This window comes from Leifsonia sp. C5G2 (genome assembly GCF_013359685.1).
Lineage (GTDB): Bacteria > Actinomycetota > Actinomycetes > Actinomycetales > Microbacteriaceae > Leifsonia.
In genome coordinates, this window is record NZ_JABFMV010000025.1 from 1 (window position 1) to 26154 (window position 26154).

The 26154-nt window shown below is 71.5% G+C and carries 25 protein-coding genes; 17 read left to right on the forward strand and 8 right to left on the reverse strand.

All coding sequences use genetic code 11. The features are described from left to right. Nucleotides 1-73 precede the first annotated feature (73 nt). The 3 genes from HNO83_RS19535 to HNO83_RS19545 all read right to left on the reverse strand — a co-directional run bounded on the left by HNO83_RS19535 (nucleotide 74) and on the right by HNO83_RS19545 (nucleotide 3536). Nucleotides 74-982 (reverse strand): serine hydrolase, encoded by a 909-nt coding sequence (locus HNO83_RS19535; RefSeq protein ID WP_175339204.1) that lies wholly within the window; start codon nucleotides 980-982, stop codon nucleotides 74-76. 162 nt (nucleotides 983-1144) lie between these two features. Continuing rightward, on the reverse strand, nucleotides 1145-3118 hold the full coding sequence (locus tag HNO83_RS19540) for a M13 family metallopeptidase (protein WP_175339205.1): 1974 nt from the start codon (nucleotides 3116-3118) through the stop codon (nucleotides 1145-1147). A 16-nt stretch (nucleotides 3119-3134) separates the two neighbouring features. Next, nucleotides 3135-3536 carry a hypothetical protein gene (locus HNO83_RS19545; RefSeq protein ID WP_175339206.1) on the reverse strand — a complete coding sequence of 134 codons (402 nt, stop codon included), beginning with the start codon at nucleotides 3534-3536 and terminating at the stop codon, nucleotides 3135-3137. A gap of 89 nt (nucleotides 3537-3625) precedes the next feature. Here HNO83_RS19545 and HNO83_RS19550 point away from each other — a divergent pair, with 89 nt between their 5' ends. Then, nucleotides 3626-4687, forward strand: coding sequence for a PrsW family glutamic-type intramembrane protease (locus HNO83_RS19550; protein ID WP_349627327.1), 1062 nt, complete (start codon nucleotides 3626-3628; stop codon nucleotides 4685-4687). On the opposite strand, the gene HNO83_RS19555 is transcribed toward HNO83_RS19550, so the two are convergent. Both HNO83_RS19555 and HNO83_RS19560 read right to left on the reverse strand, forming a co-directional pair. After that, complete coding sequence (locus HNO83_RS19555; RefSeq protein WP_175339208.1) at nucleotides 4677-7244, reverse strand: rhomboid family intramembrane serine protease; 2568 nt, start codon at nucleotides 7242-7244, stop codon at nucleotides 4677-4679. The two genes, HNO83_RS19550 and HNO83_RS19555, sit on opposite strands and share 11 nt — an antisense overlap. A gap of 30 nt (nucleotides 7245-7274) precedes the next feature. Further along, nucleotides 7275-8663, reverse strand: coding sequence for a glycine--tRNA ligase (locus tag HNO83_RS19560; RefSeq protein WP_175339209.1), 1389 nt, complete (start codon nucleotides 8661-8663; stop codon nucleotides 7275-7277). A 156-nt stretch (nucleotides 8664-8819) separates the two neighbouring features. Here HNO83_RS19560 and HNO83_RS19565 point away from each other — a divergent pair, with 156 nt between their 5' ends. Genes HNO83_RS19565 through HNO83_RS19575 form a run of 3 tightly spaced genes read left to right on the forward strand, consistent with a single transcriptional unit; the run spans nucleotide 8820 to nucleotide 10754 of the window. After that, a complete protein-coding gene (locus HNO83_RS19565) occupies nucleotides 8820-9071 on the forward strand; it encodes a hypothetical protein (protein WP_175339210.1) in 252 nt (83 codons plus the stop codon). Then, nucleotides 9061-10371 carry a hypothetical protein gene (locus HNO83_RS19570; protein WP_175339211.1) on the forward strand — a complete coding sequence of 437 codons (1311 nt, stop codon included), beginning with the start codon at nucleotides 9061-9063 and terminating at the stop codon, nucleotides 10369-10371. Before HNO83_RS19565 ends, HNO83_RS19570 begins: the two co-directional genes overlap by 11 nt. A 35-nt stretch (nucleotides 10372-10406) precedes the next feature. Continuing rightward, nucleotides 10407-10754, forward strand: a complete 348-nt coding sequence (locus HNO83_RS19575; protein ID WP_175339212.1) for a hypothetical protein — start codon at nucleotides 10407-10409, stop codon at nucleotides 10752-10754. 58 nt (nucleotides 10755-10812) lie between these two features. On the opposite strand, the gene HNO83_RS19580 is transcribed toward HNO83_RS19575, so the two are convergent. From HNO83_RS19580 to HNO83_RS19590, 3 genes are read right to left on the reverse strand one after another with little or no spacing between them, the layout of a single operon-like run. Further along, complete coding sequence (locus HNO83_RS19580) at nucleotides 10813-11439, reverse strand: GNAT family N-acetyltransferase (RefSeq protein ID WP_175339213.1); 627 nt, start codon at nucleotides 11437-11439, stop codon at nucleotides 10813-10815. 23 nt (nucleotides 11440-11462) lie between these two features. Beyond that, nucleotides 11463-12770 carry a glutamyl-tRNA reductase gene (locus HNO83_RS19585; RefSeq protein WP_175339214.1) on the reverse strand — a complete coding sequence of 436 codons (1308 nt, stop codon included), beginning with the start codon at nucleotides 12768-12770 and terminating at the stop codon, nucleotides 11463-11465. A 55-nt stretch (nucleotides 12771-12825) separates the two neighbouring features. Next, nucleotides 12826-14169, reverse strand: a complete 1344-nt coding sequence (locus HNO83_RS19590) for a cytochrome P450 (RefSeq protein WP_175339215.1) — start codon at nucleotides 14167-14169, stop codon at nucleotides 12826-12828. Nucleotides 14170-14210: 41 nt separating this feature from the next. Between HNO83_RS19590 and HNO83_RS19595 the strand changes: the two genes are divergently transcribed. From HNO83_RS19595 to hemL, 13 genes are all read left to right on the forward strand, one after another. Beyond that, nucleotides 14211-15278, forward strand: a complete 1068-nt coding sequence (locus tag HNO83_RS19595) for a polyprenyl synthetase family protein (protein WP_175339216.1) — start codon at nucleotides 14211-14213, stop codon at nucleotides 15276-15278. Continuing rightward, nucleotides 15275-16162: a phytoene/squalene synthase family protein gene (locus HNO83_RS19600; RefSeq protein WP_349627328.1), complete on the forward strand. Its 888-nt coding sequence runs from the start codon at nucleotides 15275-15277 to the stop codon at nucleotides 16160-16162. The genes HNO83_RS19595 and HNO83_RS19600 overlap by 4 nt, the downstream gene beginning before the upstream one ends. 60 nt (nucleotides 16163-16222) lie before the next feature. After that, the gene (gene hemE, locus HNO83_RS19605) at nucleotides 16223-17371 is read left to right on the forward strand and encodes a uroporphyrinogen decarboxylase (protein ID WP_175339218.1); all 1149 of its coding nucleotides are present in this window, start codon (nucleotides 16223-16225) and stop codon (nucleotides 17369-17371) included. Then, nucleotides 17368-18993, forward strand: coding sequence for a protoporphyrinogen/coproporphyrinogen oxidase (locus HNO83_RS19610; RefSeq protein WP_175339219.1), 1626 nt, complete (start codon nucleotides 17368-17370; stop codon nucleotides 18991-18993). Before hemE ends, HNO83_RS19610 begins: the two co-directional genes overlap by 4 nt. Before the next feature lie 24 nt (nucleotides 18994-19017). After that, nucleotides 19018-19341 (forward strand): hypothetical protein, encoded by a 324-nt coding sequence (locus tag HNO83_RS19615; protein ID WP_175339220.1) that lies wholly within the window; start codon nucleotides 19018-19020, stop codon nucleotides 19339-19341. Nucleotides 19342-19378: 37 nt separating this feature from the next. Then, nucleotides 19379-19804, forward strand: coding sequence for a phage holin family protein (locus tag HNO83_RS19620; protein WP_175339221.1), 426 nt, complete (start codon nucleotides 19379-19381; stop codon nucleotides 19802-19804). Next, nucleotides 19794-20009, forward strand: coding sequence for a DUF3618 domain-containing protein (locus tag HNO83_RS19625; RefSeq protein WP_175339222.1), 216 nt, complete (start codon nucleotides 19794-19796; stop codon nucleotides 20007-20009). Before HNO83_RS19620 ends, HNO83_RS19625 begins: the two co-directional genes overlap by 11 nt. Before the next feature lie 49 nt (nucleotides 20010-20058). Next, nucleotides 20059-20790, forward strand: a complete 732-nt coding sequence (gene hemQ / locus HNO83_RS19630; RefSeq protein ID WP_175339223.1) for a hydrogen peroxide-dependent heme synthase — start codon at nucleotides 20059-20061, stop codon at nucleotides 20788-20790. Next, a complete protein-coding gene (locus HNO83_RS19635) occupies nucleotides 20787-21968 on the forward strand; it encodes a ferrochelatase (protein WP_175339224.1) in 1182 nt (393 codons plus the stop codon). The genes hemQ and HNO83_RS19635 overlap by 4 nt, the downstream gene beginning before the upstream one ends. Further along, nucleotides 21965-22966, forward strand: coding sequence for a hydroxymethylbilane synthase (hemC, locus tag HNO83_RS19640; RefSeq protein WP_175339225.1), 1002 nt, complete (start codon nucleotides 21965-21967; stop codon nucleotides 22964-22966). The genes HNO83_RS19635 and hemC overlap by 4 nt, the downstream gene beginning before the upstream one ends. Then, entirely contained in the window at nucleotides 22963-23769 is an 807-nt protein-coding gene (locus HNO83_RS19645; RefSeq protein ID WP_175339226.1) for a uroporphyrinogen-III synthase, read from the forward strand. Before hemC ends, HNO83_RS19645 begins: the two co-directional genes overlap by 4 nt. A 100-nt stretch (nucleotides 23770-23869) precedes the next feature. Continuing rightward, on the forward strand, nucleotides 23870-24841 hold the full coding sequence (gene hemB, locus HNO83_RS19650; protein ID WP_175339228.1) for a porphobilinogen synthase: 972 nt from the start codon (nucleotides 23870-23872) through the stop codon (nucleotides 24839-24841). Further along, the coding region (gene hemL, locus HNO83_RS19655) for a glutamate-1-semialdehyde 2,1-aminomutase (RefSeq protein WP_175339227.1) at nucleotides 24838-26154 on the forward strand (1317 nt) is incomplete at its 3' end. The genes hemB and hemL, both read left to right, overlap by 4 nt.

Below are 26154 nucleotides of genomic sequence, written 5' to 3' on the forward strand. Positions count from 1 at the left end.
GTCCGCGAAGACTGCACGCGACACGCCGGCCCACCGTGCAGTCTTCGCGGACTCGACGGTGGGGGGAGGGGGGTTAGAAGACGTATTCGAGGAGGTCGAGGCCGACAGCGCGCATGCCCTCGATGACGGCGAGGCGCTCGGGCAGGCTGGTGTCGTCGAAGTAGGTCGACACGGCATAGGTCACGCCGGCGCGGGGGCCGCGCAGCACCCCGACCTCGCTGCGCACTCCCGAGTCGGTGCCGGTTTTGTTGACCAGCAGGATGCCGTGCTCCGGGTGCCGATGCGAGTGCGGGTCGAGCCCGAACGCGCTGGAGACGAGCGAGAAGTCGCTGTTCAGCGAGAGCCACGAGATCACCCGCTGGCTGGTCGCCGGGTTGACGATCTCGCCGCGGGCCAGTGCCGAGAACAGCCAGGTCAGCTCGTTGGCGCTGCCGACGGAGAGTTGCGGTGCGTCGTCCGGTCCGCGGTGGTCGCGCACCAGGTCGAGCAGGGCGGTGCGCGTGAGCCCGAGGGACTCGGTGCGGGCGCTGACCGCCTCGAGCCCGACGCGGCGCAGCAGCACGTTGGTGGCGAGGTTGTCGCTCGACGCGCCGACGAGGGCCGCGAGGTCGGCGACGGGCAGAGACGGCACGTGGAGGTGCTGCCAGATGCCGGACTCTCCCGCGATGTCGCGCGGGTCGCGATCGAGGTGGGCCAGCGGGCTCAGCTCGCCCGACTGCAGGCGCGCGGCGACCTCGACGAGGAGCAGCACCTTTCCGATGCTCGCCGTCGGCATGACGATGTGGTCGTCGACGGAGAAGAGCACGGCGCCGGTGGACAGGTCGGTCGCTCGGGCGGACACCTGGACGCCGCCGACCGCCAGCCGGCCGAGCGCCTCGAACCCACGGCTGAACGATTCGACGGACCCAGGAGCCCGGTGCCTGCCGCGTCGGGCGCTCGCCTGACGGGCTCGGCGTTCGGACTCTTGAGCCTGCATCGTCACGGTGTCGCTGGGTCTTTCTTCCGGATCGGGCCTACGGTTGTGCGGCGCCCCTCCCCGGCCCCGCGGGTCGTCCTCACCACGCTGACCGCGGCGACGACAGGGACGATGTTACCCCGTGGGTGGGGGACATGGACCGTTGATGTCCGTGAAATAAACGCGAGTTCACCAGATGGTGACGCGCTCCTCCGGGTCCAGCCAGAGGCGGTCGTTCGCGGACACGCCGAACGTCTCGTAGAAGGCGTCGATGTTGCGCACGATCTGGTTGCAGCGGAACTCGTTCGGCGAGTGCGGATCGATCGCGAGCAGGCGGATGACCTCCGCGTCGCGGCCCTTCTGCTGCCACGCCTGCGCCCACGACAGGAAGAACCGCTCCGCCCCGCTCAGGCCGTCGATCACCGGCGGCTCCTGGCCGCCGAGCGACAGCAGGTAGGCCTTCCAGGCGATCCCGAGACCGCCGAGGTCGCCGATGTTCTCGCCGATGGTGAGGGCGCCGTTGACGTGGTGGTCGGGGACCTGCGCGGGGGCCAGCGCGTTGTACTGCTCGATCAGGCTGGCCGTGCGCTTCTCGAACGCCGCACGGTCGGCCTCCGTCCACCAGTCCTCCAGGCGGCCATCGCCGTCGAACTTGGAGCCCTGGTCGTCGAAGCCGTGCCCGATCTCGTGCCCGATCACCGCGCCGATCGCGCCGTAGTTGGCGGCCGCATCCCGGTCGGCGTCGAAGAACGGGAACTGCAGGATGGCCGCCGGGAAGACGATCTCGTTGAACCCGGGGTTGTAGTACGCGTTGATGGTCTGCGGCGTCATGAACCACTCGTCGCGGTCGATCGGCTTGCCGATCTTGCCGAGCTCGCGGTTGAACTCGAACAGCGCCGCCGCGCGGACGTTGCCGACGAGGTTCGTCGGGTCGATGACGAGGCTCGAGTAGTCGCGCCACTTCGCCGGGTAGCCGATCTTCGGCGTGAACTTCTCGAGCTTGTCGAGGGCGCGCTTGCGGGTCTCCTCGCCCATCCAATCGAGGGTGCGGATGCTCTGGCGGTAGGCCTCGATCAGGTTGGCGACCAGCTCGTCCATCTGCTGCTTGGCCGCCGGCGGGAAGTGCTTCTCCACGTAGATGCGGCCCACGGCCTCGCCCATGGCGCCCTCGACGAGGGAGACGCCGCGCTTCCAGCGGGCGCGCATCTCCGGCGTCCCGGTCAGGGTGCGGCCGTAGAAGTCGAAGTTCGCCTCGACGAAGTCGCCGGACAGGTACGGCGCTGCGCCGTGCACGACCTGCCACGACAGCCAGTCGCGCCACGACTCCAGCCGGTCCTCCGTGAGCAGCTCGGCGAGGCCCGCCGTGAACGACGGCTGCCGCAGGACGACCTCGGCGAGGGCGTCCTGCGGGGCGCCGAGCGCCTGCGCCCAGACGTCGAGGTCGGGAGCCGTGCCCGCGGCCCCGCCGGAGAAGACGCCCTTGGCGTCGGCCCAGCTGAACGGGTTGTAGGTCTTCTCCGAGTCGCGCGAGGCGACGTTGTCCCAGTGCTTGGACGCGATCGCGGTCTCCAGGTCGAACACACGCTGGGCGCGGGCCGGGGCGTCGTCGAACCCGGCCAGCTCGAACATCCGCTGGATGTGGGCGACGAACGCCTCGCGGACCGGCGCGAACCGCTCCTCGCGGAAGTACGACTCGTCGGGCAGCGAGATGCCGGCCTGCTCCAGGAAGACGAGGTAGCGCTCCGGGTCGCCCGGGTCGTTGTCGACGAACAGCTGGTAGAAGCCGCCGAGCCCGCGGCGCTCCAGCTTGCCGACCGTCTCCAGGAGGCTCGCGATGCTGTCGACGCCGTCGGCGAAGGTCAGCTCGTCGCGGATCGCCTCGACGCCGAGGGAGTCGATGCGCTCCTCGTCCATGAAGCTCGTGTAGAGGTCGCCGAACTTGCGCTCCTCCGTGCCCTCGTCGGCCTGCTGCGCCTGCTCGATGATCTCGTGCACGGCCTTCTCCGACTCCTCGGCGAGCACCATGAACGAGCCCCAGCGCGCCTTGTCGGCCGGGATCTCCGTGCGCTCGAGCCATTTGCCGTTGACGTGGCGGAAGAGGTCGTCCTGCGGACGGACGGCGGGGTCGAGTTCGTCGGTGCGGATGCCGGAGTCGAGCGTCATGCGCCCAGCCTACGGGTCAGGCCGCAGCGCGGGCCAGCGACGCGAGCCGGAGGTACGAGATGGCGAACAGCGCGCCGAGGGCGAGCTCCGCCAGGATCGAGACCGTGCCGGAGAGGCTGCCGAATCCGGCGAACGAGAAGCCGATGTTGACGAGCGCGAGCAGGCCGTAGACGGCTGCGAGCACGCCGCTCAGCAGCGGCCGGTTGGTCATCCGCCACCAGGGACGCGCCGCCCGCACCGGCTCGCCCGGCCCGCGGAACATCCGGCTGACCAGATACCAGGCCAGCACCTGCAGCACCGTGAGCACGATCGAGCCCGCCTCCGAGTGGAGGGCGTCGAGGAGCAGGGTGAGCAGCCCGCTGACGGCCACGAGCACAGCGATCACGACCGCCTTCTGGCCGGTGGTTGTGAAGCGCATGGTGGTTCCCCCTGGGTGGTTCGGCATCCAGAATGTCAGACCATCGATCGGCGCCGCCGGAGGCTCGCCCTGCTCCGTATGCTTGCCCGGTGACCTTCGTCCCCGCTCACGAGCAGACGCCGCCGGCCGGCTGGTACGGCGACCCCTCCGACCCGACCGCTCTGCGCTGGTGGAGCGGCGCGGGCTGGACCGAGTACACCGCGCCCCGCCTGCCCGCGCAGCCTGTTCGGCCGTCGCGTCCTCCGCGCCCGCCGCGCAAGTGGATCGGCCGGTTCGGCGGCTGGATCATCCTCGGCTGCAGCGCGTTCATCTGGCTGTGGCTGTTCGGTTTCAGCCTGCTGCTCGGCGCGATCGCCCCGCACGCGAACGACGACGCCCCCGCGGTGCTCTCGCCGTACCTGCTGCTCACGGGCGCGGCCACGGCAGCGGCGGCCATCCTGTACACGATGGCCTACCGGCTGCGTCCGGACGACAGGCTGACCCCGTCGCGGCTGGTCATCATCGCCGGTGTCGGCGGGCTCGCTGCGACCCTGGTCGCCGCGCCGGTCAACAGCATCATCGACGTGCTGAGCGGCGGGACCGCGGCCCACCCTTCCGGCGTCGCCCTCGTCTGCGCCGGCGTCGTCGAGGAGCTCGTGAAGATCTCCGCCGCCGTGATCCTGGCCTGGCGGCTGCCGGTGAAGGATGCCCGCATCGGCCTGTTCGTCGGAGGCGCGGTCGGACTCGGCTTCAGCGTCATCGAGAACCTCGGCTACCTGCAGGAGGCGTTCGCCCGCGGCCAGGAGAACGGGATGGGCTTCGGCGTCTTCCTGGTGACCACGATCGGGCGGCAACTCACCGGGCCGTTCCTGCATCCGGTGTTCTCGGCGCTGCTCGGCGCGGCGGTCTTCGGTGCGGCGAGGGCCGGGCGCTTCCGGCTGACGTGGAGCGTCGTGCTCGCCTACCTCGCCGTCGCGGCCGCGCATGGTGTCTTCAACGGCGCGGCCTGGCTGGCCCAGGTGCTCCCATGGCCGGAGGCCGCGCGCGGTGGACTCCTGCTGCTGTTCGACCTCGTGTTCGTGGTCGCCAGCGGGCTGACCTGGTGGGCCATCGCGCGGCGCATCCGCGTGTCGACCGAGGCTCGCCGGGCCGCGTGCGGCCTCAGCGCATGAGCGTCCTTGCGAGCGCGACGTACTCGCGCGCGTTCGCGTCCGGCAGGTAGGCCTTCGCGATCGCGTTGCCGATCGCCGGGAGCGCCACCGGGTCGGGATAGGCCAGGTAGATCGTCTCGTAGGTCGGGTTGAACTTGCTCTTGAAGGCGAAGAGCGACGCGAACCCGTAGGCGGGCTCGAGCGTCTTGGCCAGGAAGGCCAGCAGCCGGTCCATCGCGGTGCCGTCTGTCGACTCGTCGTCGTCGACCGGCTTGGTGGCCAGCGGCGCGCCGGAGAGGCTGAGCACCTCCACGCCGTCTTCCCGCATGCGCTGGGCGGCGGAGGCGATGATGAACTCCATGATCCCGGGCATCGAGCCGTCGGCCCGGCGCATGAAGTCGATCGTGTAGCCGACCACGCGGCCGTCGCGCCAGCTCGGCAGCCAGCTGGTGACGGTCTGCAGCTCGCCGTCGCGCCCGAACGCCAGGTAGAGGCGCACGTCGCGGTCCTTCAGCTCGGTCAGGCCGCCGAGGGTGAAGCCCATCTCCGGCAACTCCTTCTCGGACACCCATTGCTCGCTGACGGCGGTGATCTGGGTCTGGATGAGCGGCGACAGGTCGTCCCACGTCGTCCAGAGCGTCGTGATCTGCTCCTTGATGCCGCGGTTGTGCGCCTGGCGCACCTTCTGCCACGGCTTGCCGACCAGGTCGAAGCTCTGCGGGTGCATCAGCGTCTCCTCGCCGACCGACATGGTCGGCCAGCCGAGGGCGTCGAAGACGGGCAGGTACTCGCCGTGGATGCTGTAGAAGGCCGGCGTCCAGCTGTTCACGTCGCAGAACTGGACGAACTCGGCGATGGTCCGTTCGGCCCGCTCCGGCGGGCACACGGGGTCGGAGAGGGTGACGGCGATGCCGCCGATCACCCGGTACGCGATCGCCGATTCCCCGTCGGAGGAGAACCAGTAGACGTTGCCGGGCCAGGTGCCCATGAACCCGAACGTCCCGCCGCCGCCTTCGCGCAGCAGAGCGCGGAAGTGCTCCTCGTCGGCGATGGTGCGACCGGTGAAGGTCGCGCGGTACAGCTGCAGCGTGGCGAAGACGAACACCGTCCAGAACGCCGGGCCCACCCAGTGGTACAGGAGCACCACGAACGGCGTCGTCGGCACGATCGGCGTTCCGAGCAGCGACAGGAAGCCGGCCGGCACGAAACGGCGCAGGGTGGAGGCGAAGATGTCGGCGACCGTGGCGTCCGGCACGAATTCGACCAGCGACGAGAGCGCCGCGACCAGGTAGGCGAGGGCCAGCAGACCGAAGGTGCAGACGACGATGATGATGAAGCGCGCGACCGCCTCCCGCGGGGCGCGGATCTGGAACTGCCGCCGGGTCGCGATGAGCAGGGCGATGGACGCGATCGGCACGACCATCGCGGCGAGCAGCCAGACGAGCACCTCGATCGCCGGGGTGAGCGCCTTCGCGCTCTGCACCTGCAGCTCGACGTCGCCGCCGATCGCCGTGAGCGGCAGGAGCAGCATCGCCGCGTTCACGACGATCCCGAGCAGCAGCGCGAAGCGCCGTCCCCGGCGGAGGCCGATCGCGGTCAGGACGAGCAGCGCGAGCGGCAGGACCGACAGCAGAAGCGGGCCCGGCCCCTGCACGGCCACCATCATCAGTTCCGTGCGGCAGTTGCTCGTGTACGAGACGTCGCAGCGGGACATCACGCTCGCCACATCCACAGCGGGCCGCTGGAACAGCGTCGCGACGAACGACAGCGGGCCGAACCCGCCGGGCGGAAGCAGCGCGAGCAGCGGCCCGAACGCCGTGATCGCCACGATCGCCGCCACCAGGTTGCGCGTCTCGGCGTGGGAGCTGCGGTGCAGCCTCCGGATGCCTCCCCGGCGCAGGAGCACGCCGAGTGCGAGCCCGAGCAGTGCCGCGATGAGCCGGTAGACGTTGTTCTGGTCGCCGTTGTAGAGCACGAAGACGAGCACGACCGCGAAGGTCAGCAGCCGGATGCGCCGCCGCCACAGCGCGCTCGCGAACGCGCTCGCCGCGATGAGAGTCCCGACGATGCCGATGGTCGGGTCGAGGGTGGTGTCGAACTCGGTGACCGTCGCCCACAGCTCGCCGACGCCCAGTGCGGCCCACTGCAGCAGCACCCCGAGCAGGACGGCGCCGATGCCGGTGACGAGGAACGCGAGCACCGTCCTCGCGGTGCCGAGCAGCCGTTCCGCCGCGGCCATGACGCTGAGCGCCAGCAGCACCGTCGCGATCAGCTGGAGGGCGTCCTCCGGCACGAACACGGCGGTGAACGGCGTCCACCACTGACCGGAGCGGATCGTCGTGGAGATGCCGGCGGCCCACAGGTGCGCCTGGCCGGCCGTCGTCGCCGGCAGCGAGAGCGTGCCTGCGGCGATGGAGGCGACCAGCGCGATGACCGCGAGCGCGATGCTCGCCGGGGCGATCCGGGCATAGCGGAGCAGCGCACGGCCGAAGCCCTCAGGGCGATCGTGCGGCGGCGAGGGAGGGGTGGGCGGCGAGCCCGGAGCGGGCCTGGTGCTCGCGGTGTCTGCGGTGCTCATGCCGGCCTCCGTCGCCTGAAGCGCTCCGCCTCAGATCTCCCGCAGGCGCTCCGCCAGGTAGCGGTCGAGGCCCTCGAGCGGGATGCGTTCCTGCTGCATGGTGTCGCGGTCGCGGACCGTCACGGCGTCGTCCTCGAGCGAGTCGAAGTCGACGGTCACCGCGAGCGGCGTGCCGATCTCGTCCTGGCGGCGGTAGCGGCGGCCGATCGCACCGGAGTCGTCGAAGTCGACGTTGCGGCGCTTGCGGAGCCGGTCGGCGAGGCCGCGCGCCAGCGGCGACAGGGCCTCGTTGCGCGACAGCGGGAGCACCGCGACCTTGACCGGCGCGAGCCGCGGGTCGAGGTGCAGCACGGTGCGCTTGTCGGTGCCGCCCTTGGCGTTCGGCACCTGCTCCTCGTCGTAGGCGTCGACCAGGAACGCCATGAGCGCACGGGTCAGGCCGAAGGACGGCTCGATCACGAACGGGACGTAGCGCTCGTTCTTGTTCTGGTCGAAGTAGCTGAGGTCTTTGCCCGAGTGCTCGATGTGCGTCTTCAGGTCGAAGTCGGTGCGGTTCGCCACGCCCATCAGCTCGCCCCACTCGCTGCCGACGAAGTCGAACCGGTACTCGATGTCGATGGTGCGCTTCGAGTAGTGCGCGAGCGAATCCTTCGGGTGCTCGAACCGGCGGATGTTCTCCGGCTTGATGCCGAGCTCGGTGAACCACTCCCAGGCCAGGTCGATCCAGGTGTCGAACCACTGCTCGTCGGTGCCCGGCTCGACGAAGTACTCGATCTCCATCTGCTCGAACTCGCGGGTGCGGAAGATGAAGTTGCCCGGCGTGATCTCGTTGCGGAACGCCTTGCCGATCTGGCCGATGCCGAACGGCGGCTTCTTGCGGGCGGCCTGGAGCACGTGGGCGAAGTCGGTGAAGATGCCCTGCGCAGTCTCCGGGCGCATGTAGTGGAGGCCGGACTCGTCGTCGACGACGCCGAGGTAGGTCTTCATGAGGCCCGAGAACTGGCGGATCGGCGTCCACTGGCCCACCTTGTCCGGGTGGTCGGGGTCGGGGATGTCGTCGAGCCCGTTCGCCGGCGGGTGGCCGTGCTCGGCCGCGTACGCCTCGAACAGGTGGTCGGCCCGGTAGCGCTTGTGGGTGATCAGCGACTCGGTCAGCGGGTCGCTGAAGACCTGCACGTGACCGGAGGCCTCCCACACCGCGGTGGGCAGGATGATGGCGGAGTCGAGACCCACCATGTCGCCGCGGCCGCGCACGAACGCGTTCCACCACTCCCGCTTGATGTTCTCCTTCAGCTCGACGCCGAGGGGACCGTAATCCCACGCCGACCGGGTGCCGCCGTAGATCTCGCCGGAGGGGAAGACGAATCCGCGGTGCTGCGCAAGCGTGATGACGGAATCCAGTCTCGACGGTGCGGCCATGGTGCTCCCTGAAATTTATGTGTTGGACCGGTCCATTCTACTGAGGTCGCGTGCGGCGTCATGAATGCCAGACGGAACTCGTCTCAGAGGGTAAGCACACAGTTCGGGCATGAGGAGGTCAGACTGACTGGGGCGATCGCAGCGGATACGGCGTGGATGCGAACAGGCGCCGAGGCGCTGTCGAGTGCGAATGTGGAGCGGACTCGACTCGTCGTGCAGGGTGCGCCGGGCTCCCCGCGATCACTCGCAGCGGTCGAGCGCTTCGTGGAGTACTGGGATCCCGCGCTGTCGGCGATGACGGATGCTCTCGACGCCCTGGCGGGCGGCATCGCCTCCGCCGCAGCGGCCTACGAGCTGCGGGATGCGATCAGCGCCGGCACGTTCGACGGGCAGGCCCATGCGTTCTGATTCGATGGACTGGTCCCCGGTGGGGCTCGACAGGGACCCGACTCCCGGGTCCGTGGAAGCGGTGGATGCGCTTCGCTCCCAGGTCGAAACGGAGGCGTCCCGGCTCTCCCATGTCGCACGCGGGGTGCGGCAGATCGTGGCGTCGTTCGACGCGTCGAGCTGGACGGGCGCTGCAGCCGAGGCCTTCGCGCAGCGACTGCGCGAGGTGCTCGCAGCGGCCGAGGCCGCCTCGGTCCGTCATGCCGAGGCGGAGCGCGCATTCCGTGTCTGGTCGCAGGGGCTGTCCGAGGTGCAAGAGACGGCGGATGCGGCCTTGCTCGCGGCGGAGGAGGCTCAGGCAGACCTCGCGCTGGCGCAGGCGGCGGTGGGATCATTGGGCGCCGAGTATGCCGCTCTGACGGCGACCGTGAGTGCGATGGAGAAGGTCGTCTCGGCCACTCCCGAGAACCTGCGACCCGGGGCGAAGGCGCCCACCGACAGCGAGCTCGCCTCGATGAGGAGCCGCGCGGCAGGAACCGAGGCGGAACTCGCGGCCGCACGCGGGCGCGTTGCCGACGCGCAGGAGCGTTTGGACGACGCGTGCGCGCGGGTGGTCGCGGCAGGAGAGGAGTTCGACCTGGGCGAGCGTCTCTTCGTCAACGATCTCGAATCGGCCATGCAGGGCGCGGTGCAGGCGTTCGCGAGCCTGACGCCGCTCGGTGCTGCGGGCCCGCAAACGCGTGGGGTTCCGGGGCCGAACGAGGGCAACCTGGGGGCGATTCGCAACCTGATCGACCGCGCGAACGACTCCGTGTGGAAACTGACAGCCGCCTGGGTGTCGGGCAAGGGCCCCCGTCATTTCACCTTCGGCGAGACCGACCCGTTCACGATCGTGTTCCGCAGGAGCGACAGCGTGAAGGAGGCGATGGCGGCGATGGCCAAGCGGATCAGAGAGGAGGGATACGGAGTCGGGGACACCGACGCGCTCGGCTACTCCGCGAAGGCTTCGGATCTGCCACGGGACGCGAACACGATCGCTTCGTTCGGTAAGGAGGGCAATCTTCCGGAAGCCTTCATGGGGTCGTTCACTTACACGTTCACAATTCTGTCCATCGACGACCACGGTCACGCTCGTGTCGCCGTTCGGGTGACCAATCCGACGACGGTCGAATCCGCGACTCGGATTCCCGGTAGCGAGAGCTGGCCTCTGGGCCCGCACTATCTCGGCCCGTATGCCCCGATGAAAGCTTCACAGGCGTTCGGCGGATTCCCCGACATCACGCAGGAGGTCACCTGGACGGAGGTGGTGCCGCTTCGATGAGGCTGCGCAAAGGGGTCGTCGTAACGATCGTGATCGTGGCCTTCGTCGTCGCCGCGGTGTCCGCCGCGATCGTCACGACGCATTTCGACGACGAGAACTTCACCAAGGAAGATGTCATAGGGACATGGGCGGGGCCCAATGGCCAGTCCATCACGTTTCATCCGGACGGTACCGCGTCGGTCAAGCGATTCGATACGAGGGTCTTCGGGGTGCTGTCCGGGCCTGGAAACTGGGCGATAGTGGACGAGATGATATCGGCGCGCGTCGAACCGTACGGCTCCACCTTCTACGGCGCTCGGTCACTGGTGGGCGGATTCACCATATATGCCTATGTCGACGACCCGGATCAGCCGAACGCCAGAGAGTTCTGGTCTCGACAATGACGCAGCATCACCGCCTCACGACCGACACGGTGAGCGCCCGTCTGCTCCGCGAGCGGGCTCACCCCTCCGCCCGGTACTCCTGCTCCAGGATCGCGTACACGGCGGTGTCGGACCACTCGCCCTTGAAGATCTCGGTCTCGCGCAGCAGCGCCTCCTGGCGCATCCCGATCCGCTCGCACAGCCGGGCCGAGGCGTCGTTGCGGGCGTCGAGCTGGGCGAACACGCGGTGAGCGCCGAGGGTCTCGAAGCACAGCTGCAGCACGCGCTGGGCCGCCTCGGTCGCGTAGCCGCGGCCGTGGACGGCCGGGTGGAACACCCAGCCCATCTCGAACTTGCCCCACGCCGCGTTCTTCAGGAACAGGCTGATGTCGCCGATCACGCGGCCGGGCCCGCCGGACGGGTCGGCGAGCTCGACGGCGAAGACGATGCCGTCGCCGTTCTCGGCCAGGCGGTTCATGGCGATGCGCTTGCGCAGGTGCTCGGCGGACTCGTCGTGGTCGTGCACCTCCCAGTAGAGGTAGCGGACGACGTCCTTCAGCTTCTGGTAGGCGTGCACATCCTCCAGGTCGCCGGTGTTGAGCGGGCGCAGCAGCAGCCGCTCGGTGTGCAGCTGCTCGGCGGCGTACGGCAGGCCGGCGGCTCCGTGCGGCGGGACGGCGGTGGTCGTGGTGGCTTCGTCGCTCACGGTCGCTCCTTCTGCGGTCGGGTTCAGGATGCCGCGGACTCGTCGTCCACGGCGGTCAGGCGCGGGCGGCCGGCGGCGTCGGCGTCGACGTCCACGCCGAAGAGTGCCGCGGCCCCGTCGATGAAGGCCTGCGCGTCGCCCTGGCGGGCGAGCTCCCGCGCGCGGACGGACGGCGTGTGCAGGAGCACGCCGGCGAGGTGGCGGAGGGCGGCCTCGGTCTCGTCGCTCGCGTCGCCGCGGCTGCGGGCGCGCTCGATCTCGGCGTCGAGCACGTCGAACACGTGCTTGCGGAGCGCGACCAGGGCGGGCGTCACGGCCTGCTCGGCGGTCTGCGCCCGGTACTCCGCCGCGGCGGCGTCGACGATGCTGCGCGCGTCGTCGGCGGCCTGCAGCTCTTTCAGCGGCGCGTGGATGCTGATGGTCTCCAGGTCGAGCAGTTCGGCGCCGGGCAGTTCGGCGACTGCGGGGTCGACGTTGCGGGGGAGGCCCAGGTCGACGATGAGGCGGCGCTCGACCGCGCCGGGGAGGGCGACGGCCTCGGCCAGCAGCGGCTCGGTGAGCACATAGTCGGTGACGGCGGAGCAGGTGACGACCAGGTCGCTCTCGGCGAGCGCGGCGAGCAGCCCGTCGTGCTCGACCGGGGCGATGTCGTGCGACCGCGCGAACTTCGCGGCCCGGCCGGAGGGGGAGTAGACACGCACGTCGGTCACGCCGCGGTCGCGGAGGGCCGCGAGGCTCGCGCCTGCGTACTTGCCGGTGCCGACCAGCAGCACCCGCGTCCGGGCCCAGTCGCTGACGCGGCTCTCGGCCAGGTCGAGCGCGAGGCGCACCATGGAGCGGCCGGCGGTCATGATCCCGGTGCGGTTCTTCACTCCGCGCGAGGTGCGGGAGGCGACCTGGAAGAGTCGCTCCAGCTCGCTGGTGACCGATCCGGTGGCGCGGGCGGCCTCCAGCGAGCGGCGCACCTGGCCGGCGATCTCGCCCTCCCCGACGACCACGGACTCGAGCCCGCTGGTCACGGCGAAGAGGTGCTCGGCGACGGCGTGGTCGCAGTACACGGCGCTGGCGTCGCGCAGCACGGCGGGGTCGATGCCGGAGGCCGAGCTCACGGCGTCGATGACGGCCTCCGCCGAGACCGCCCGGGCGGCCGGGAGGGGTTCGTCGATGTCGAGGTAGGCCTCGAAGCGGTTGCACGTGGCGAGGACGACGGAGCCGGAGACGATGTCGCTGTGCTCCGCGAGTGCGGCGGTGACGGCCGGAGCGTGACGCTCGAGCCGTTCCAGGAGGTCGAAGTCCGCCGTCCGGTGACTCGACGAGAAGCACAGAAGCACGACAGAAAGCCTACGCTTGCGTTCGACCAACCTCGAATCGGCGGCAGCCGCCCCGTCACAGCGCATGCAGCGCCACGCGGAGCGGCTCGCGGGGGAGCAGAGTGATCGCCGACCTGAGCGGCACCCGGTCGGTCCGCACCAGCGATTCCAGCGAGAACGCGCGGGTGAGGAGTGCGACGGTGGCGACGATCTCCAGCATCGCGAAGTGCTGGCCGATGCACGCACGGGGTCCTGCTCCGAACGGCAGCCAGGCGTAGCGGCCGGCGGCCTCGTCCCCGAGGAAGCGGTCCGGCCGGAAGGAGTCCGGATCCGGCCACGCCGCCGGGTCGTGGTGTACCGACCAGATGCAGACGATGGTGTCCGTCCCGGCCGGGATCGTGCGGCCGTCGACATCGCGGTCCTCGGCCGTGCGGCGCGGTGCGATCGGGACCACCGGATACATGCGCAGCGCCTCCTTGACGACGGCCGTCGTCACGGAAAGCCCGGAGTGCACCTCCGCGGCGGACGGGCGACGGTCGCCGAGGACGGCGGCGACCTCGTCGCGCACGCGCTGCTGGACCTCCGGGTGCCGCCCGAGGAGGTGAAGGGCGAAGGTCGTCGCCGACGCGGTCGTCTCGTGGCCGGCCAGCAGGAAGATGAGCGCCTGGTCGCGCACCTCGCTGTCGGACAGCCGCTCGTCGCCATTCCGTGCGTCGAGCAGCCGGCCGATCAGGTCGTCGCCGCAGCTGCCGCTTCGCCGGCGCACTGCGATGATCCGATCGACGACGTCGTAGAGCGCGTCGCGGGCCGACCGGATGCGCCGGTTCACCGGGATCGGCCACGCCAGTGGGATTCTGCCGGCGAACGAGGCCCGAGTGATGATGTCCGAGACCGCCTGGTCCACGACGGTAAGGATCGTCGGCTCCACCGCGTCGAGGTCGCCGCCGAATAGCACGCGCCCGACCATCCGCAACGACAGGTGGTGCATGCCGGGGCCGAGGGAGGCGTGCGGCATCGCGCGCCACGAACGGATGAGCTCTTCGATCTCCTCCACCATCACGTTCAGGTAGCCGTCCACCCGCGACTTGGTGAAGAGGGGCTGCACGAAGCGCTTCTGCCGCAGCCAGTCGTCGTCCTGCGCCGTCAGCAGCCCGTTTCCGATCACCTGCCGCAGCTCCCGGTAGAGCACGGCGTCCCGGCGGAAGCCCGGGGCGGTCCTGGCGCTCAGCACCGCCTCGGCCCCCGCGGCGGTGTGGAGCACGCACACCGTCGCGCCGAGGCGGGGCGGACCGATCCTCACGAGGACGGTGTCACCGGATGCGCGGGTGCCCGAGAGGAAGCCGATCTGATCGGCCGAGAAGTCGCGCATCCCGCCCAGCAGCCCTCCCGTCGGGTGGAGGGGCGGAGCAGAAATTGCCATATCCACATCATATTCATATTGCAGACTGTTATCCTGCGCGCATGGCGATGATGCGGGCGATCGAGCAGCCGCTGGCGATGGTCGAGTCCTCTCTCGAGACGTTCTTCGCGGACCGAGTGGCCCGGGCGGCCTCCCACGGTCCGTCCTATTCCAGGCTCTGGGAGTGCGCCCGCGAGGCCTTCCGGGGCGGGAAACGCATCCGGCCCCGGCTCCTGCTGACCGCGTACCGGGGCTTCGGAGGGGAGGACCACGCCCCTGCCGTGAGCCTCGCCTGCGCCTACGAGCTGCTGCACACCGCCTTCCTCCTCCATGACGACGTCATCGACGGCGACACGGTCCGCCGCGGCCGACCGAACGTCGTCGGCGTCTTCCGGCGCGACGCGATCGACCGCGGGTCCGCCGCTCGGAGCGCGCACCGCTGGGGGGAGGTGGGCGCGATCCTCGCCGGCGATCTGCTGCTCCAGGCCGCGACGTCGAAACTCGCTCGAGCGGAGGTGGATGCTCCGCTCCGGGAGCGCCTGCTCGACATCCTCGACGAGGGTGTCTTCGTGACGGCCGCGGGCGAGTTGACGGACGTGGCGTTCTCCGAGCGCATCCCGCCCCGCACCCCCGCTCTGGAGGACGTTCTCGCGATGACCGAGAGCAAGACGGCCGCCTACTCGGTGTCCGGCCCGTTGACGAGCGGCGCCCTCCTCGCCGGCGCCGGAGAGGAGGCCCTCGTGGCCCTCGCGGAGTTCGGGCGGCTGGTGGGCATCGCGTTTCAGCTCGGCGACGACCTGCTCGGCGTCTTCGGTTCGGAGGATGCGACCGGCAAGAGCATCTTCAGCGATCTCCGGGAGCAGAAGGAGACGTCGCGCATCGCCTTCGCCCGCGGCACGCCGCGATGGGCCGAGATCGCCCCGTCCCTCGGGCGGCCCGACCTGGCGGCGCCTGAGGCGGAACGCGTGGCCGGTGCGCTCGAGGAGTGCGGAGCACGGCGGTTCGTGGAGGGACTGCTGCGAGACCATGTCGACCGCGCAGTGGCGATGCTCGGCACGCCGTCGATCCCGCCGGGGCTCGCGGGATCGCTCACCCGCATCGCGCGTTCGTGCGTGGGGAGGGCGGCGTGAGCGGAACGAGGGCGCCGCTCGACGCGTACGTCCGGGCGTCCGGCGTCGCCGCCCGGTCCGTCCTGCAGGAGTACTCGGGATCGGTCGGCACGGCCATCCGGCTGCTCTCTCCCCGCCTGCGCCCGCCTGTGGCGGCCGTCTGCGCCCTCGTGCGGGTCGCGGACGAGATCGTGGATGGCGCAGCGGGCGGAGCAGGCTTGACCACCGGTGACCAGAGGGTGCTTCTCGACTCCCTGGAGGAGGACACCGAGCGCGCCCTGCTGACCGGCTACAGCACGAACGTCGTGGTGCAGGCGTTCGCGGCGGCGGCACGCCCGGTGGGCATCGGCGTGGAGCTGACCCGCCCCTTCTTCGCCTCCATGCGTCGCGACCTCGACCCGGCGTGGCTCACCTCGGACGAGCTGCCCGGCTACATCCACGGGTCGACCGAAGTCGCCGGGCTGATGTGCCTGCGGATCTTCCTGGCAGGCAGCCCGGTGCCCGAGAGCGACCGCCGGCGGCTGGAGGCGGGTGCCCGTCGGCTCGGAGCGGCCGGGCAGAAGCTCGACTTCCTTCGCGACCTCCCGGTCGACTGGGCCGAACTCGGTCGCAACTACCTCCCCGGGGTGGATCCCGATCGCATGACCGAGTCGCAGAAGCGGGCCCTCCTCGCCGACATCGCCGCCGACCTGTCGGCGGCCGCCGAGGTCATCCCGCGACTTCCCGTCTCCTGCCGGCGGGCGATCGTCGCCGTGCACGGGCTCTTCGAGGAGATCGCCGCGAGGGTGGCCGCGACGCCGGCGTCCGAGCTCGTCGTGCGCCGGGTCAGCGTGCCCGCCGCCGTCAAGCTGCGGATCGCTGCGCGTGCGGCCCTGGGCGGGAGGCCGAGGCCCGGGGGCACCTGATCGACGGCTCCCGTCGAGCCCCCAGGTTCCCACCAGACACGGCACTGGCAGAATCGGGGGGTGACCTCCCTCGGACCCGAACATCCCCTCTCCTCCGGCCGCACCGCGTCCAGCCGCCTCGTGCGGGCGTACCAGGGCGAGCGCCAGGAGGTGACCCCCGTCTGGTTCATGCGCCAGGCCGGCCGCTCCCTGCCCGAGTACCGGGAGCTGCGCGTCGGCACGCGCATGCTCGACGCGTGCCTCGACCCCGCGATGGCGAGCGAGATCACCCTGCAGCCGGTGCGCCGCCACAAGGTGGATGCTGGCATCTTCTTCAGCGACATCGTCGTGCCTCTGAAGCTCGCCGGCGTCGCGGTCGAGATCGTCCCGGGCAAGGGCCCGGTGTTCGAGCAGCCCGTGCGCACGGCGGCCGATGTCGACCGGCTGACCGCCATCGATCCGGCGTCGCTCGGCGACGAGGTTTTCGCGCCCATCCAGGAGGCCGTGCGCCTGACGATCGCCGAGCTGGGGGAGACCCCGCTCATCGGCTTCGCCGGCGCACCGTTCACCCTCGCCGCCTACCTCGTGGAGGGCGGCCCGTCGAAGGACCACATCCGCGCCCGCACCCTGATGCATGCCGACCCGGAGGCGTGGGCCCGGCTGATGGCCTGGACGGCCGACATCTCCGGCGCCTTCCTGCGCGCCCAGGTGCTCGCCGGTGCCAGCGCGGCGCAGCTGTTCGACTCGTGGGCGGGCTCCCTCTCGCTGCACGACTACACGACCCACGTCGCGCCGGCCTCCGCCCGGGCGCTGTCGCACGTGCGCGACCTGGCGTACGAGCTCGCACGCCCTCAGGCGGCGAAGGGCGCGGAGCCGTCGATCGACGAGCTGGTGCGCAACGTGCCGCTCGTCCACTTCGGCGTCGGCACGGGAGAACTGCTGAAGGCGATGCACGAGGTGGGCGCGGACACGGTCGGCGTCGACTACCGCATCCCGCTCGACGAGGCGAGCCGTCGTCTCGGCCATGTCGTCCCCGTGCAGGGCAACGTCGATCCCGCGATGCTCGACGCCCCGTGGGAGGTGCTGGAGGCGCACGTGCGCGACGTGCTCGACCGCGGTCGCGAGGCTCCGGCGCACGTGCTCAACCTGGGACACGGCGTGCCGCCGGAGACCGACCCGACGGTGTTGACCCGCGTGGTCGAGCTGGTCCACGGCTGGCGGCCGGAATGAGCGACCACCCGGGTGACGACCTGGCCGGTGACGCCGCCGACCTCGGCGACGAGATCCGCCACGCCGTCGAGGCCCCGCCGACCCGGATCGTCGTGATCGGCGGCGGGATCGCGGGGCTGGTCGTCGCACGCGAGTGCGCCCGCCCGGGCTTCGCCGTCACCCTGCTGGAGGGGTCGGACCGTGTCGGCGGCAGCGTCGCACCGCTGGAGATCGGCGGGATGACGCTCGACGCCGGCGCCGAGAGCTTCGCCACCCGGGGCGGTCACGTCGCAGAGCTGCTCAACGACCTCGGCCTCGGCGGCGACGTGGTGCAGCCGAATCCGTCCGGCGCGTGGGTGCGGCACGGCTCGCGGTCCGTCCCGCTGCCCAAAGCGGGGCTGCTCGGCATCCCGAGCTCGCCGCTCGCCCGCGACGTCGTGGACGCGATCGGCTGGTCGGGCGCGCTGCGCGCCTACCTCGACCGGCTCATGCCCGTGCTGAAGATCGGCACGGAGCGCCGCCTCGGCGCGCTCGTGCGCAAGCGCATGGGCCGGAAGGTCCTCGACCTGCTGGTGGCGCCGGTCGCGACCGGCGTGTACTCGGCCCTACCGGACGAACTGGATGTGGACGTCGTCGCCCCCGGCCTGAACGCCGCCCTGACGCGGCTCGGCTCGCTCTCCGGTGCGGTCGGCGAACTGCGCTCGGCGTCGAAGGCCGGCAGCGCGGTCGGCGCAATCCGTGGCGGGATGTGGCGGCTCCCGCAGGCGCTCGCCGCCGACATCGAGGCGCGCGGCGGCGTGGTGCGCACCGGCGCACCGGTCGCCGCGGTCGAGCCGTGGTCGCCGCCGACGCCCGAGGAGGCGGCCCAGGCCGTCGTCGACTCGATCCTCGCGGAGGAGCCCGGAGCCGAAGAGCAGGAGCCGGGGCAAGAGCCGGAGGCCCGCTGGGTGGTCCGCCTCGCCGACGGGGAGGAGCTCGCGGCCGACGCAGTCGTGCTCGCGTCGCCGGCCGACGCATCCCTCCAGCTGCTGGCCTCCGCCGACCCCGCGCTCGCAACGCTCGCCGGGCTGGACTGGCCGGCCGCCTCCAGCGTCGAGCTCGTCACCCTCGTCGTGGCCGACGAGCGACTGGACACGACTCCGGTGGGCACCGGCGTGCTCGTGGCCGACCTGCCCGGATCCGACGTGAAGGCGAAGGCGATGACGCACTCCAGCGCCAAGTGGGCGTGGGTGGCGGAGGCGGCGGGCCACGCGACGCACGTGGTCCGGCTCTCCTATGGCCGTGCCGGCCAGCCGGCGGACACCGTCGCCCTGGGCGACGACGAACTCGAGGCGCAGGCGGTGGCCGATGCCGCCCGCCTGCTCAATATTCCGTTCCCGGAATCCGCCGTGACCGCATTCGCGCGGACCCCCTGGACGAACGCCCTGCCTTATGCGACAGTGGGGCAGCGGGAACGCATCCAGCGGGTCCGCTCCGAGGTCGACGGCGTCGAGGGTCTCGAGGTCACCGGGTCCTGGCTCACCGGCACGGGCCTCGCCTCCGTGATCCCGGATGCGCGCCGCACGGCCGAACGTGTGCGAGGTCTGCGCTGGAGGGCTCTGACAGAGGCCCTCCGTGCGGAGACCGGCACGGCAGACGACTGAACAGACTCGAGAGAGGGAGACGGTATGCGGGGCAAACTCCTCTTCGTCGCCGGGGCGGCGGTGGGCTTCGTGCTCGGCGCGCGCGCCGGACGCGAACGCTACGACCAGCTCAAGGAGGCCGCCACCCGGGCGTGGCAGTCGCCGGCCGTGCAGAAGCAGGTGCACGCGGTCGAGGACTTCGTGGCCGAGAAGGCGGGCGAGTTCCCCGACACCGTCTACATCACGGTGAAGCGCGCCGTCGTCCGGGCGAACCAGCGCCGCCGCGAGGCCCGCGCGCCCTATCCGCCGTCCCCGGCCGCCGAGGCCGCCATCCGTCGGGCCGAACGCCCCAGCGACACGTCGTCCTGACGGGGGTACTCTACGGAAACGACGAGGGGAGACGCCGATGACCGACCGTGAACAGCCGGCCGCCGCCGGAGCACGCGCCCGTTCGCTCGGGGCGCTGGTCTCCGACCTGCCACGTCTCGTCGTGGACCTCCTCAAGGCCGAGCTCACCCATCTGAAGGCCGAGTTCGCCGAGAAGGCGAAGTATGCCGGAGTGGGCATAGGCCTCTTCGCCTTCGCCGCGTTCCTCCTCTTCTTCGCGTTCGGCACCCTCGTCGCCGCGGCGATCCTCGGGATCGCGGTGGCGCTGCCGGCGTGGGCGGCCGCGCTGATCGTCTTCGGCGCGCTCGTCGTGATCGCCGTCGTGCTGGCGCTGATCGGCGCCCGGTCGTTCAAGAAGATGGACGGCGTCGCGCCGTCCCAGACCATCGCGAGCATCAAGCAGGACGCCGACGCGCTGAAGGGACTGGGGAAGTATGACAACTGACCGCAGCGACGTCGATCGTGCCCGCGCCCAGCTGGCGGAGACGATCGACGCCATCGAGTACAAGCTGAACGTCCCGAAGCGCACCGCCGAGCGCATCCAGCGGCTGCAGAAGGAGAACCCTGCCGCCCTCGTCGGCCTCTCGGTCGGCGTCGCGGTGGCGGTCGGCGGAATCGTGTGGGGCATCGTCCGGCTCGTCCGCCGGTGAGCACCCGCCCTTTTTTGGCCTTCTCAGCTTTCAGAGGGAGACTGTGGGTATGAGTACCCCGGCTGCCGTTCCGGCAGAGTCGTCCGCCCCCGAGACCCCCGACGAGAACCCGACCGGCTTCACGCTCTGGGCCGTGCTCCGCCGCGACCCCGCTCGCCCCGACGACCTCGACGGCACCGACGTGCCGAAGGCCGTCTCCGAGCTGGAGGGCGTCATCGCCGACATCGAGCTGCAGGGTGTGACCACCCGCGGCCTGTACGACGTGTCCGGCCTCCGCGCCGACGCCGACCTGATGATCTGGCTGCACGGTCCCGAGGCCGAGGCGCTGCAGTGGGGCTTGCGCCAGCTGCGCCGCACCCGCCTGCTGAAGGCGCTCCTGCCCACCTGGAACGCGATGGGCGTCCACCGCGACGCCGAGTTCAACAAGGCGCACGTGCCCGGCTTCCTGCGCGGGGTCGAGCCCAAGGGCTGGCTCACCGTCTACCCCTTCGTCCGCAGCTACGAGTGGTACCTGCTGCCCGACGACGAGCGCTCCAAGATGCTCGCCGACCACGGCAGAAAGGGCGCCGCCTTCCGCTCGGTCATCGCCAACACGGTCGCGTCCTTCGCGCTCGGCGACTACGAGTGGCTGCTCCCGATGGAGGCCGACGAGCTCACCGACCTGGTCGACATGATGCGCGAGCTGCGCTACACCGAGGCGCGCCGCCACGTGCGCGAAGAGGTGCCGTTCTTCACCGGCCGGCGCATCCAGCCCGCCGAGGTCGTGGAGGTCCTGCAGTGACCGACGCCACGACCACCCCGCGCGTCCTGGGGGCGACGCCCGCCGCCGCGGACGGCGCCGAGCACGTCACCGAGCCGGTCGCCTACGACGCGATCCTGCTCGCCGGCTTCGGCGGCCCGGAGGGGCAGGACGACGTCATCCCGTTCCTGCGCAACGTCACCCGCGGCCGCGGCATCCCGGAGGAGCGTCTGGAGGAGGTGGCTCACCACTACCGCCACTTCGGCGGCGTCAGCCCCATCAACGACCAGAACCGCGAGCTCAAGGCGGCGCTGGAGGCGGAGCTCGCCTCGCGCGGCATCGACCTGCCGGTGCTGTGGGGCAACCGCAACTGGGACCCGTACCTCGCCGACGCGCTGCGCGAGGCCGACGAGCGCGGCTTCACCAAGCTGATCGCCATCGCGACGAGCGCCTACTCCTCGTACTCCAGCTGCCGCCAGTACCGCGAAGACTATGCGGCGGCCCTCGAATCGACGGGTCTTCTCGGGCGCATCGAGATCGACAAGGTGCGTCAGTTCTTCGACCACCCCGGATTCGTCGAGCCGTTCATCGAGGGCGTGAAGAACGCCATCGATGAGCTGACGCAGAAGCTGCCCGGCCTCGACCCGGCGACCGAGGTGCGCATCCTCTTCTCGACGCACTCCATCCCGTCGAGCGACGCCGCGAAGTCCGGTCCCGCCGAGCGCGGGTTCGGTGAGGGCGGTGCGTATGCCGCGCAGCACCTGGCCGTGGCCGAGGTCGTCTCGCACGCCGCGACCGGCGGAACGGTCGCGTGGGATCTGGTCTACCAGTCCCGTTCGGGGCCGCCGTCGATGCCGTGGCTCGAGCCCGACATCAACGACCGGATCGCGGAGCTGCCCGCCCTCGGCGTCAAGGCCGTCGTGATCGTCCCGCTCGGCTTCATGAGCGACCACATGGAGGTGCTCTGGGACCTCGACAACGAGGCGATGGAGACCAGCGACGAGAACGGCCTTGTCGCCGTCCGCGTCCCGACCCCCGGCACCCACGCGACCTTCGTGAAGGGGCTCGTCGACCTGGTGCTGGAGCGCCGCGACGGCGTCCCCGTCGACCAGCGCCCGGCGGTCACCTCGCTCGGCCCCTGGTACGACGTCTGCCGCCCGGGATGCTGCGAGAACGTCCGCCTCGGCTTCAAGCCGGCCGCGGCAGGGCTCGCGCCGTGACCGGGACCGTGACGAGGGTCGACGGCGCCGCCGAGCGCCGCGACGGCGTGCTCCGGATCGGGACGCGCGGCAGCGCGCTCGCCGTCGCCCAGACGACGGCGGTCGCCGAGTCGATCGCGCGCGCCACCGGAGTCGACGTCGAACTCGTCACGGTGACGACCCACGGCGACGTCTCGCGCGAGTCGCTCGCCCAGCTGGGCGGCACGGGGGTCTTCGCGACCGCGCTGCGCGACGCGCTGCTCGCCGGCGAGGTCGACCTGGTCGTGCACTCCCTCAAAGACCTCCCGACCGCGCCGGCCGACGGTCTCGTGATCGGCGCCGTCCCGAAGCGCGCGGATGCCCGCGACACGCTCGTCGCTCGCGACGGCCTGACGCTCGAGACCCTGCCCGAGGGCGCGAAGGTCGGCACCGGCTCGCCGCGCCGCGTGGCGCAGCTGAAGTCGCAGCGGCCCGACCTCGACGTCGTCGACCTGCGCGGCAACGTCGACACCCGGCTCGGCAAGGTCGCCGACGGCGAACTGGATGCCGTGGTGCTCGCCGCCGCGGGTCTCGGCCGCCTGGGCCGCATCGACGCCGTGACCGACTTCTTCCCGCTCTCCCTCATCCCCACCGCGCCGGGCCAGGGCGCGCTGGCGCTCGAGGTGCGCGCGGGCGACGAGAAAGGGCGCGGGCCGATCGCCCGGGCGCTCTCCGCCGTCGACCATGTCACGACCCACGCCTCCGTGATCGCCGAGCGCGACGTGCTCGCCGGTCTCGAGGCCGGCTGCGCCGCCCCGATCGGCGCGACCGCGCTGGTCGACGACGGCCTGCTCTTCCTCACCGCGACCGTGTACCGTCCCGACGGCACCGAGCGGCTCACCGCATCCCACGCCGCCACCCCCGACTCTCTCGGCTCGGCCCACCTGCAGGAGGCCGCGCACGACGTCGGGGCCCGCGTGGTGGCCGAGCTCCTCGCGGCAGGCGCCGCCGACCTGGCGCCTCTGGGGGAGACCCGATGACGAACACGGCCCCGACTCCGAAGCCCCTCGCCGGCTGGCGCGTCCTCGTGCCGCGCGGCGGCCCCTGGGGCGACTCGGTCGCGGCCGACCTGCGGTCGAAGGGCGCGTCCCCAGTCGTCGCCGCGATGATCAACTTCGCGCCGACCGCCGACGCCCCCGCGCTGGAGGCCGCGCTCGCGCGGCTCGCGAACGGCGACTTCGACTGGATGACCGTCACCAGCGCGACGACGGTGGATGTGCTCAGCGCTCAGCGCGCCGTCGTCCCGCCCACGACCCGGGTCGCCGCGGTCGGCGAGACCACCGCGGCCGCACTCGCCGCGGCGGGCTACCACGTTGACCTCGTGCCGTCGGAGGACAATTCCGCCCGCGGGCTCCTCGCCGAATGGGAGGCCGCGACCCAGGGCGCGTTCCCGCTCCGCATCCTGACCCTCCGCTCTGAGATCGCCAAGCCGCTCCTCACCGAGGGGCTGCGCCGTATCGGCCACGACGTGGAGTCCGTGGTCGCGTACCGCACAGTCGGCGTCCCGGTGCCGGAGACCGTCGTGCAGGACGTCCGCAACGGCCTCGTGCAGGCGATCCTCGTCACCAGCGGCTCGGTCGCCGAACAGGTGCAGCAGCAGCTGGGCCCGGTCCCCGAGTCGACGCTCATCGCCGCGATCGGCCCGCAGACGGCCCGCGACGCCCGCGCCTTCGGCCTGCGCGTCGACGTGATCGCCGCCGAGCGCACCGCCGCATCCCTCATCGACTCCGTCGCCCGGGTCGCGCTCTCCCGCGCCGCCGCCACCCAGGCCGACAACTCCTGAGTTCTTCGACCTTTTCGCGCTCCGAAACACGAACAACTCAGGAGCTGCTGGCTGGGAGGGCGTTCAGCGAGGTCGGCGTAGGCTCAGGTGAGTGAGTGAACTGCACCCCGTCATCCGCCCCCGACGGCTGCGGCAATCGCCGGCGATGCGCCGGCTGACCGCCGAGACCCGCCTCCACCCCGCAGAGCTGATCCTCCCGCTGTTCGTGCGCGAGGGCGCGACCGAGCCCGTCCCGATCGGGTCGATGCCGGGCGTCTCGCAGCACAGCCTCGACTCCCTGAAGCGCGTCGCGAACGAGGCCGCGGAGGCCGGCGTCGGCGGGCTGATGCTGTTCGGCGTCCCCGAGACGCGGGACGCGGTCGGCTCCGCCGCCACCGACCCCGACGGCATCCTCAACGTCGCCACCCGGGTGCTCGCCGACGAGGTCGGCGACGCGCTCGTCGTGCAGACCGACCTGTGCCTCGACGAGTTCACCGACCACGGCCACTGCGGCGTGCTGGACGACCGCGGTCACGTCGACAACGACGCCACGCTCCTGCGCTACCGCGACATGGCCGTCGCGCAGGCCGAGGCCGGCTCGCAGCTGCTCGGCCTGAGCGGGATGATGGACGGCCAGGTCGCCGCCGTGCGCGAGGCGCTCGACGACGCCGGGCACACCGACGTCGTGATCCTCGCCTACGCCGCCAAGTACGCCTCCGGCTTCTACGGCCCGTTCCGCGAGGCCGTCGACTCGCAGCTCTCCGGCGACCGCCGCGCGTACCAGCAGGACCCGGCCAACCGCCGCGAGGGCCTGCGCGAGGCGCGCCTCGACCTCGAAGAGGGCGCCGACATCCTCATGGTGAAGCCCGCCCTCAGCTACCTGGACGTGCTCAGCGACGTCGCCGCGATCAGCGACGTCCCGGTGTGGGCGTACCAGGTGTCCGGCGAGTACGCGATGGTCGAGGCGGCAGCGGCCAACGGCTGGATCGACCGCAACCGGATCATCGAGGAGACCCTGGTGGGCGCCAAGCGTGCAGGGGCCGACGCGATCATGACCTACTGGGCGACCGAGGTGGCGGGGTGGCTGCGATGACCGACGCGAATCTGGAGCAGTTCGAGCGCGCGCAGCGCGTCATCCCGGGCGGCGTGAACTCGCCCGTCCGCGCCTTCCGCTCGGTTGGCGGCACGCCGCGCTTCCTCGTGTCGGCCCGCGGCCCGTATGTGACCGACGCGGAGGGGCGCGAGTACGTCGACCTCGTCGCGTCGTGGGGGCCGGCCATCCTCGGCCACGCCCATCCCGCCGTCGTGGATGCCGTGCAGCAGGCGGCCGCGCGCGGCCTGTCCTTCGGCGCCTCCACCCCCGCGGAGACCGAGCTCGCCGAGGCCGTGATCGGCCGGGTGCCCTTCGTCGAGAAGCTGCGCCTGGTGTCGACCGGCACCGAGGCGACCATGAGCGCGATCCGCCTGGCGCGCGGGTTCACCGGCCGGCCGCTGCTGATCAAGTTCGCCGGCCACTACCACGGCCACTCCGACAGCCTGCTCGCCGAGGCCGGCTCCGGCCTCGCGACGCTGGCGCTCCCCGGCTCGGCGGGCGTCACCGAGGCGACGGCCGCACAGACCATCGTGCTGCCGTACAACGACCTGGACGCCGTGCGCGCGGTCTTCGAGGCGCAGGGACCGGACATCGCCGCCGTCATCACCGAGGCCGCGGCCGCCAACATGGGCGTCGTCCCGCCGGACGAGGGCTTCAACGCGGCGCTCGCCGACCTGGCGCACGAGTTCGGCGCGCTCCTCATCCTGGACGAGGTGCTCACCGGCTTCCGCGTGAGCGAGGCGGGTTTCTGGGGACTCGACCGCGGCTACACGCCCGACCTGGTCACCTTCGGCAAGGTCATCGGCGGCGGGATGCCGCTGGCGGCCCTCGGCGGCCGCGCCGACCTGATGGACTTCCTCGCCCCGAACGGACCCGTCTACCAGGCGGGCACGCTGTCCGGGAACCCGGTCGCCGTCGCCGCGGGCCTTGCGACGCTCGCGCTCGCCGACGAGGCGGTCTACGACCGGCTGGACGCCGTGGCGGAGACGGTCTCGGCCGCGGTCGCGGACGCCCTGACCGCGGAGGGGGTCGCCCACTGCGTGCAGCGCGCGGGCAACCTGTTCAGCTTCGTCTTCGGCGACTACCCGGCGGCGCCGCGCACGTACGCCGAGGTGCAGCGCCAGGAGGCGTACCGCTACCGGGCGTTCTTCCACGCGATGCTCGACGCGGGCGTCTCCCTGCCGCCGAGCGTCTTCGAGGCCTGGTTCGTCACCGCAGCGCACGACGCCCCCGCCGTCGACCGCATCCTCGCCGCCCTCCCGGCCGCCGCCCGCGCCGCCGCCGCGGCCGGGAGGGCGGCGAGGATGCGGTCG